Annotated in this window: 4 protein-coding genes and 1 pseudogene; all 5 read right to left on the reverse strand. The window is 38.2% G+C overall.

Going from position 1 to position 9,595, the window contains the following annotated elements; translation table 11 throughout:
- Positions 1 to 3,651, reverse strand: a pseudogene (locus ACFIK6_RS08545) (hypothetical protein); the annotation flags it as partial.
- A 1,224-nt stretch (positions 3,652 to 4,875) separates the two neighbouring features.
- The gene (locus ACFIK6_RS08550) at positions 4,876 to 7,515 is read right to left on the reverse strand and encodes a YadA-like family protein (protein WP_375677538.1); all 2,640 of its coding nucleotides are present in this window, start codon (positions 7,513 to 7,515) and stop codon (positions 4,876 to 4,878) included.
- Positions 7,516 to 8,617: 1,102 nt separating this feature from the next.
- Complete coding sequence (locus tag ACFIK6_RS08555) at positions 8,618 to 8,791, reverse strand: YadA-like family protein (protein WP_375677541.1); 174 nt, start codon at positions 8,789 to 8,791, stop codon at positions 8,618 to 8,620.
- Positions 8,792 to 8,817: 26 nt separating this feature from the next.
- Entirely contained in the window at positions 8,818 to 9,126 is a 309-nt protein-coding gene (locus ACFIK6_RS08560) for a hypothetical protein (protein WP_375677539.1), read from the reverse strand.
- 190 nt (positions 9,127 to 9,316) lie between these two features.
- The coding region (locus ACFIK6_RS08565; protein WP_375677540.1) for a YadA-like family protein at positions 9,317 to 9,595 on the reverse strand (279 nt) is incomplete at its 5' end.

The raw sequence follows: 9,595 nt of genomic DNA on the forward strand, positions 1-9,595 counted from the left end.
GTTTTCCTGTGTCCTTACAGCCCTGCCTTTTTCTTCTTTGCTCTTTTCATGACGTGCTACAAAGGCATTGGCTTCATCATTCCATAACAAAGAATCCTGCGCTACTCCTTCAGAAACTTCCTTAATCCGTGCATTCACATTCTTGATATTTGCATCAAGACCAGTAAATGCACTACCAACATTATCAAAGGAACTGTCTGTTATATTACCAGCTGTATCAACCTTGGATAACTTGTAAGTTGGTCCTGTAAACGTACCTTCAACAAATTTTGCATCGCCACCAAGGAATTTAGCTACATTCTGAGAAATTGTGTTGATCTGGCTACCATTAATCGCATCATGTGAACTCTCACCAATAGCACCATCTTTTACATTATGAAGTGCAACTGGTCCTGCATCCTTACCTTTTCCTAAAGTCACGCTCGTGTAATCAATGCTGCCATTATCACCATCTTTTTTATCGTAGAGAACCACTGCTGAATCATCAGACTGAAGGCTACTGGAAAGATCCTTCAGACTTGCATCAAGCTGACCTTTGTTAACCGCTTCATTGTCATTCTCTGCTGCCTTAACACCGGAAAGTATTCTATCTTTACTATCCTTATCCGCAATACTGATGCTCGCACCTGCTTTTTCACCACCAAGATTGATCATATTTGTCGTGTCATCAAACTTAACAAGGCTATCTCCCACAACCTGGGTAATCTCTTTGTTAATTTCATTCTTAATATTCGTAAAAGAACTTCCTACACCAGCAAGTGCTGCCGATACACTCGTATAATCCTCTTCTCCAGAGTTGCCATCTTCTGTAATGGTTTTTACCTTGAATGTAGGTCCAACCCATTTTCCTTCCTTATATTCAGCGCCACCGCCTAAATAAGTTGCAACTGTTTTATTCGTATCAAAAAGCTGAGAACCATTAACCGCATCACTCGAGCTTGCAGAAACATCGCCATTGGAAAGAAACTTAATTTTACTGTTGCCTTTCCCATCACCCTCTCCATGTGTCGCTACAAACGCCTTTTCAGAATCACTCCACAACAAAGCATTCTGCTTAATATTTTCAGTAACCTCCGTGTTGTTTTGGGTAAACTCTTTTTGAAGTTTCTCAAAAGATGTTCCTACGCCCTCAAAAGCTTCCGATACAGTATCATACTTCTTCTCTTCAACTTTAGTACCATCCTCATTAACGGTCTTAACCTTAAAACTTGGTGCTGTCCAAGTTCCACCTTCATACCTAGCATTACCGCCTAAAGACTTCGCAACCTCACCACCCAATTTATGAAGCTGGTTACCCGTTACGGCATCCGTAGAACCATCCTTAATGGCGCCATCTAAAAGAGATGTAAGCTTACTATTGCTTTTGCCTTCTTTCTCTCCATGCGTCGCTACAAACGCACCTTTATCCTTATCCCACAACAAAGCATCAGCTTGAGCAGCGGTAATCTCATTGGTAATCTCTTTATGAAGATCCGTGAAAGAAGTTCCTACACCGGCAAACGCTGAAGCCACATCTGTATAGTTTTCCTCACTCTCACTACCATCAGATTTTATTATCTTAACCGTAAATTTAGGTTTACTCCATTGGCCATTCTCATACTGAGCACCGCCACCTAAAGACTTCGCAACATCGCCACCCAATTTATGGAGCTGGTTACCCGTTACCGCATCCGTGGAGGTTGCAGTAATGTCTCCATTTTTAAGAGACGTAATCTTGCTGCTGCTATTATCTCGTCCATGCTGCGCAACAAACGCATTATTCTCTTGGCTCCAGTTCAATGAATCACTTTTTTCACCAGCAATTTCTTTGGAAATTTCATTTTTAATATTCGTGATAGAATCACCAACACCAGCAAAGGCAGACGCCACATTGTCATAAGTCGAGTCAATGACATTGCCATCAGATGCAAATTTCTTAACCGTGAATGTAGGGGCGGTCCATGTGCCGTTCTCATACTGAGCGCCACCACCTAAAGATTTCGAAACTCCAGTGCCTAACGCATGAAGCTGGGAACCATTAACGGCATCGATTGAGCTAGCAGTAATGTCACCATTCTTAACTGCCTGAATCTTTTTACCTCCAGCATTTATACCAGAAGTGGTTATTGTTGGACCATTGGCAATTACTAAACCTGTTGCGTCTAAGGTGTTGTTTCCTACTTGTATTTTATCAACTAGGATACCCCTAGCGAGATCAAATTTTACCTTATTGTCTTTATCACCTTTTGTGACTGTGAGATTTGTACTTCCAGCTGCCAAATCCAGTGGGCTGGTTGAATTAACACTCGTCGTATTTTTACCGTTAACAGAAAGATCCCAATTTGGGTTTACAGTGTCTTGTAGGGCTTTTAGCTGTGCAACATTCACGGCATCAGTGTCGTTCGTGCCAGCTGCAACATGTATAATCCGTCTGGTCAACTCCCCCAGATCAACATCGTTACGAATAGCATTTCGACCAATACTAAGTGCACCAATAGCGGTTCTCCATGTGCCGCCTTGTTTGTCTGAGTTCTTTCTAGTACTGGGATCGTAACCTCCAATACCAACATCAACATCAACATCTACCTCAGAGCCTGAACCTAAGGCAATACTACTGTAAACTGATGCTTCCGTACTAGCACCAAGAGCCAACGCACTATTACCACTGGCCCTCGACCACGAACCAAAAGCCAACGCTTCATAGCCGCTGGCTCGCGAGTTAAAACCAAAAGCCAACGCACTATTACCACTGGCTTTTGCCAGGGCACCAACAGCAGTTGCATTGTTGTCGCTGGATTTTGCTAAAAGACCAATAGCAATTCCATTTTCGGCGTTTGATTCAACGAGTGCGTCGCCACCAATAGCAATTGAATATGAGCTGCCAGCTATAGGAACCCGAAAATGTATCTCGGGAGTACCGGTAGTATTAACTCTCACGCCTTTTGTTAATTCATAAAGCTGGGAACCATTCACGGCATCGGTTGACGTTTCTGAGAGTTCACCAGGAGAAATATCCACAAGACGCCGTGCCTCACCTTCACTACTCCGAAAAGTTACTATAGTTAATGGTGAGGTAGGAGCAATAGTTATCTTCCTTTCATCATCCGCTCGGGCTAATCCACCGGGTAAGCTTCTTAAAAAAGGAAAGCTGCCTGTGTTTTCATGCCTATCATTACCTTGAGATAGATTATCTTGTTTTCCCCCAATAGCATGGGGTTCCTTTATCTCAACAATCTGATGATTTAAACCTGCCAAATCACTATTAGTGACAGAAAATGCATCCGCAACACTTTTATAACCTTCTACATTCTTATAACCTTCCGTACCTGCAAATGCAGTATCAAAAGCAGCTTTAGTCTGAAACCTAATATTAGAGCTTAAGTTCTTGGGGGCATCCTCCCCCTCCACAAATGCAGAGCCACTATCTCTATACAATTTACTGCCAACTACGTAGGCTGGCGGTATACCTTTAAGCGCATTTGTACCACCACTAAAGTCGTTTGATATGTTATTTAAAATCTGAGTAGCAGCAACAACAGGAGAAACATTTGATAAAAATATAATCACTGAAGCCAATGAAAGCGCTTTAATAAAAAGCCGTCGATAAAACGAGCAAGAATTTTCACAATCATTCACCACGAGCGCTTTTGGTGTGGTATATAATTTTTTCATAACAAATTCTCCAAATAAGAAATACATATTTAGAACATTAAAAAGTCATATTTCAGTGCTAGGGGTAATTAACGACGTGATTTTTGTTTGTTCTCTATAAAGTTTGAGTTTGCCGCAGAGGCGAACAGGAGTAATCAGAAGTCCAGCAAGGTTGCGATGGACGTTGATTAATGATTTGGTTAATGGGCTTTTTATTTTTTCCGCCTTTAAGGAGAGTGCTTTTTTTGCAACAAACCTCCTGAATGAGGGTGCGAAACGGATATGAAGAAGACATACTTGCACCCTATTGTCAGATCTGCGGTTTATAGTTTTTAAAGTAAAAGAGTTCATTTTGTATGCTTAAAAGGCTGTAAGGTATTATTAGGGGAAAAGGTTAAGTTGTCTGCTGAATGATTTAGAGCACTTGTTGTGGAATTATTACGCTTTTATCGTGGGGATAAGCAGCGTACTCTTGAGCTTTAATTTTTTTCTCAAAGAGCTTTAAAATAAAATGAAGGTGATTGTTTGTTTTTTTCATAATCCGTCGCACCTCCCCCTGCGAGCATTTTTCTGTTTTTACCAGAATGAGTCTTACTAAAGAATATTTTGTGATGTTATAGACTATTGAGTAGAATGGCAAGAGGAAAATGAATTTAATTATTTTTACAGAATGAGTCTTTCCGATTTATACAACCGTGAAATATCCTTATAACTTTAAAATTCATAGCTTCCATGCACTATAGGCTTGTCTGAAGGTTTTATTTCATAGTTTGTTTTAGGTGTTCCATTTTGATCAAAATGAGTCTTACTAATAATTGCCGCTGTTGCGTGCCTTATGATTGCTACTGCTGTGTACAGAGCAAATAAATAAAACAATAATAATGCGATTTTTGATTTTTTTAAACGTATCCCCCAATGGATATTTTCTATCAATGAAATTATAGAACGTACAATTTTAAAATACTGTGCGATTATTTAAAATACTGTGCGATTACGCACTCTAACAATTTATATGAGAGTATTACGCTGTATTTATAAAATTTTTGTTAAAGTAATTCACTTTTTACTAAAATCAAGATCACCAAGATTATTACTATAGAATACATTGTTATGAAACTTTATAATTATACTACTCTATGGCTTTCTCTGTAAAATATTACTTCTCTATAATATAAAATTTCGCCCTTGTCTGATGAGACAAGGGCGAAACTTCGCTTAAATTGTAGTTTTTCATATTCTCTGGTGTTATTTTAATTTCAGAGTTATTCCACCACCTACACCCCACTTACCTCCGGCACTGGTTGCTGATAGATTAGAACGAATCTTGCCATCTTCAGATGTATAACCTGCACCAATCGCAAAGGCAGATTGTCCACGCCAAAAACCGCCACCAAATGAAACACTCACAGATCCTGGGTCATCGAAGTAACGTAAGTTAGACACCGCCAAACCAATCGCTGCTGCTTGCCTTGCCTCTTTGCGCACATTCGTAATATCATAACTTAGTGCGTCAAACTTCACATCGGTATAGGATTTTGCCTCGTTAACACCATTATTGACTTGATCGTCCGTATACTTTTTCGCACTTTCAAGAGTAACCTTCATCTGCTCCGCGGTATGATCGTATAACTGACCACCATTCACTGCGTCCTTAGAGCCATGTTCAATTTTTCCATCTTTAACATTCGTAATCAAAACAGGATCACTGTCATCGACACCTTTTAGAGTGATGCTATTGATTTTCTTTCCGCTATCTTTATCAACATCATAGCTAACCGCAACATTCACCTGTTTTTCAATGTTATCTACTCTGTTTTTAATGACGTCTACCCGATAACCCATCTTCTGAAACTGATCCTCAGTCACCTCATAAGTTGACTTTTCTAAAGTTTCACTAGGAGCAACAGTTACCGTGGTTGAATTATCCGCCTCATCTATAGCGTTTTCTTCCTCATCTATGGCAAGAGGTAAGCTTCTTAGAAGACGTGCACTTCTCATAAAAGGAAAGCCTTCTGAAATAATATCCGAAGGATCACCATTTTGTGGTTTATCCTCTGTTTCACCAATACCGTTCATAACCCGCTCATTTAAACCTGCCAAAGCACTATTAACGCCAGCAAATGCATCCGCGACATTAGTATACTCTTTATCAATCTCATTCCCTTTCTTATCAAAGGCTTTAACTGTAAATGTAGGAGCTGACCATTTTCCCGCTTTATCATATCCAGCACCACCGCCAAAATAACTTGCAAATGCCTGAGTCATAAGATAAATTTGACCACCATTTACTGCTTCGGTCGATGTTGCCGTAAATGCACCCCCCTTAACACCAGAGAGAACTCGTGGAAAATTAACACTGTTTGCAATATCTATTCTATTACCACCCTTGTCTCCACCAATCGTAATAAGCCCAGCGCTATTTTGCTTAACAAAACTATCACCTGCCACACTTTCGATCTTTTGATTAAGATTCGTAAAAGAACTACTTACACCAGAAAGCGCTTCCCCAACATTCTTATAGTTCTTTTCAGTCCCACTACCATTTTTATCAAAGACCTTAACTGTAAAAGTAGGAGCATTCCAGTTTCCATCTTTATCATATCCAGCATTATCACTAAAATAACTAGCAACTACATTGCTCATGGCATAAAATTGAGAGCCATTTATCGCATCAGTCGATGTTGCTGTAATCGCACCAGCCTTAACACCCGCAAGAGTCCGTGCCATATTATCAACATTCGCGATATTTACCTTGGCCCCACTTACTTTTCCACCAATGGTAATAAGTCCTGCTGCATCTTGCTTAACAAGGCTGTCACCTGTCGCATCAATGACTATATTTTCAATCTTTTTATCAAGATTCGTGAAAGAACTACTTACGCCAGTAAAGGCATCCGCAACATTCTTATAGTGCGTTTCAGCTCCATTACCATCCTTATCAAAGACCTTAACTGTAAAAGTAGGAGCACTCCAGTTGCCATCTTTGTAGCTAGCACCACCGCCAAAATAGCCTGCAACTACATTGCTCATGGAATAAAGTTGAGAACCATTTATCGCATCAGTGGACGCTGCTGTAATCGAACCAGCATTAACTCCTGAAAGAGTCCGTGCCGCATTATCAATATTTGCAATGCTTACCCTAGTTCCACTTACTTTTCCACCAATGGTAATAAGTCCCGTATCATCTTGTTTAACAAGACTATTACTTGCCGCCTTAATATTTTCAATCTTTTCATCAAGATTTATGAAAGAACTACTTACGCCAGTAAACGCATCTGCAACATTCTTATAGTTCTTTTCAGCTCCATTACCATTTTTATCAAAGACCTTAACTGTAAAAGTAGGAGCTATCCAGTTTCCTTTTCTATCGTATCCAGCACCACCCCCAAAAGAGATCGCAGTACTGATGCCTTGGGAAAAAAGCTGGGAACCATTGACTGCATCATATGAGATTGGCGAAACCCAACCATCAGCAACACCAGTAAGAGTCCTCAATCCATGAGAACTATTTGCGATATTTATTCTATTGCCACCTACGTTCGCACCAATTGTAATAAGTCCTGATGTATCTTGCTTAACAAGCTTATCATACCTGGTTTCAGCGACATAACTCTGCAAACCATTCAACGCAGAACCAACATCTCTATATATTTTACCGTTAATTATATAGGTTGGCGCAATACTTTTACGTATATTTGTACCTCCACCAAAATACTGTTCTACATTACCCCAAAGATCACAAGCAGAAGCAGGAGAAGCATTTGATAAAAAGACAGCCACTGACACCAATGAAAGTGTTTTAATAAAAGGTAATCGATAAGACGAGCAAGAATTTTTTAAATTATTCACTGCAAGCGTGTGTGGTGTGGTATATATTTTTTTCATAATAAATCCTCTAAGTAAAAAACATATTAAAAACATTAAAAAGACATATTCCGGTGCTATTAAGCTCCAGAGTTAGTTTTTTCTTGTTTTATAAAAGATTAGGGTTGTCATAATGGGGAAGAGGACTATCTAAGATATCAATGGGATTGTGGTTCACGTTGATTGATAGCCCAATTAATAAGGTTTATTTCCCCTTTTAGGGGGGATTTTCTTTCTGTAGCAGAGCCTTTAGATTTAAAGGTGAAGAAAGGTGAAAGAAGTATAGAGAAGACATGTTTGCGCACTATTGTTAGGTATTGTGTGTTAAGAAGCAATAAAGGGTGTTTATTGCGGAAGAGGGTTAATTTGTTTGCTGAGTAGCTTAGAGCGTTTTTTGTAGGGTTGTTGCGCTTTTTTCGTGAAAATAAGCGAGATACCTCTGGGTTTTATATTTGTACCGCTTAAAGCTTTTTGAGATCAGATGGTTGTGATTTTGTAATTTTTTCATAATTTACCGCACCCCGCTTTGCGAAAAGATTTTCAGTATCTTTTAACTAATTTCCCGTATTCTTACAGACTATTAAAAAAATAGCAAGGGAAAAAATGATTTAATTATTTTTTATATAATCCGTCTTTCTGATTCATGAAATAATTCTAAAATTCATAGCCTCATTGTTTACACTTTAGACTTTTATAAAACTGCTGGTGCATCGTCATGCTTTAAATGCTCCTGTTATGATCAAAGTGAGTCTTACTTAATCATTCCTGCTGCTGTATACAAAGAAAATAATAAAAATAGAAAAAATGAGATTTTTTATTTCTTTAAGCATACCCCAAAATGAATATTTCTATTAATAAACTTATAAACTGTACAGTTTTACAATATTGTGCGATTGCGCGCACTCTATTAATTTATATGAAGACATCACTCTGCATTTGTAAATTTTTTTGTTAAAATACTTCGCTGTAAATAAAATCAGCCCCACTAAGATCATTATTACAGAACACATTGTTATAAAACTTTATAAGTATACTAATCTATGAATTTCTGTGTAAAATATCACTTCTTTATAAAATTTTTACCCTTGTCTGATGAGACAAGGACGAGTGCGTTTTTTTATTATTAATTCAGCGTTAAGTTTACTCCTGCACTTAACTCCCTGTGACCTCTTGCACTCGTAACAGATATATTAGAGAGAATCTTTCCATCTTCTGACATATAAACGGCTCCAATAGCACAAGCCAATCGACTACGCCATAAACCACTACCAAAACAAACACTTAAAGACCAAGGGATATCAAAATAACTTAAATTCGATACTTCTAAACCAACAGAGACCGCCTGTCTTGCTTTTTTCTAAGCTGTCTCAATATCATATCTAATGCTTCAAATTTTGTATCCGTATAAGATTTTGCATCATTAACAACATTATTCATCGCATTATCCTTGGATTCAGAAAAACATTTATCTGTATATTTTTTCGCATCACCAAAAACTGTCTTAATCTGCTGCTCACTGTTATCTAATTGATCACCTTTTATGGTATTATACAATCCAACAATAATATTATTACAATATACATGCCTCTTATAAGGAAAAAACTTTCTTAAAAATAAATATCGATTACTCAAATAATTCCTTTTGGAGATGATAAATGATTTTTTCATATAAAATTTTACAATAAAAAATATATTTTTACTCGAAATACGCCCTTATCTTATATTGCTATTCATTTACGATAAGAATAACTTTCCTTCTCTTTAAATGCCACATGTAACGCATTTGATAAGAGAAGGAAAATTTATTTCGAATTTTCTATTGTTAATTCAGTGTTACCCTAAATCCAGCACCTACACCCCAATGTCCCCCAGCACTCGTTGCAGATATGTTAGAGCGAAATCTTCCATTTTCAGACATATAACCAGCTCCAATAGCAAGTGCAGATTGACTGCGCCATACACCCGTACCAAGTGAAAAACTTAATTTTCCCGGTGTATCGTCATAGCTTAAATTAGATACCGCTAGACCAATAGCAGCCGCTTGTCTTGCTTCTTTCCGAACATCCTCAATAGCATAATTCAACGTCTCAAACTTCATATC

It is taken from the genome of Bartonella sp. AS69XJJH, from assembly GCF_042195585.1.
GTDB lineage: Bacteria > Pseudomonadota > Alphaproteobacteria > Rhizobiales > Rhizobiaceae > Bartonella.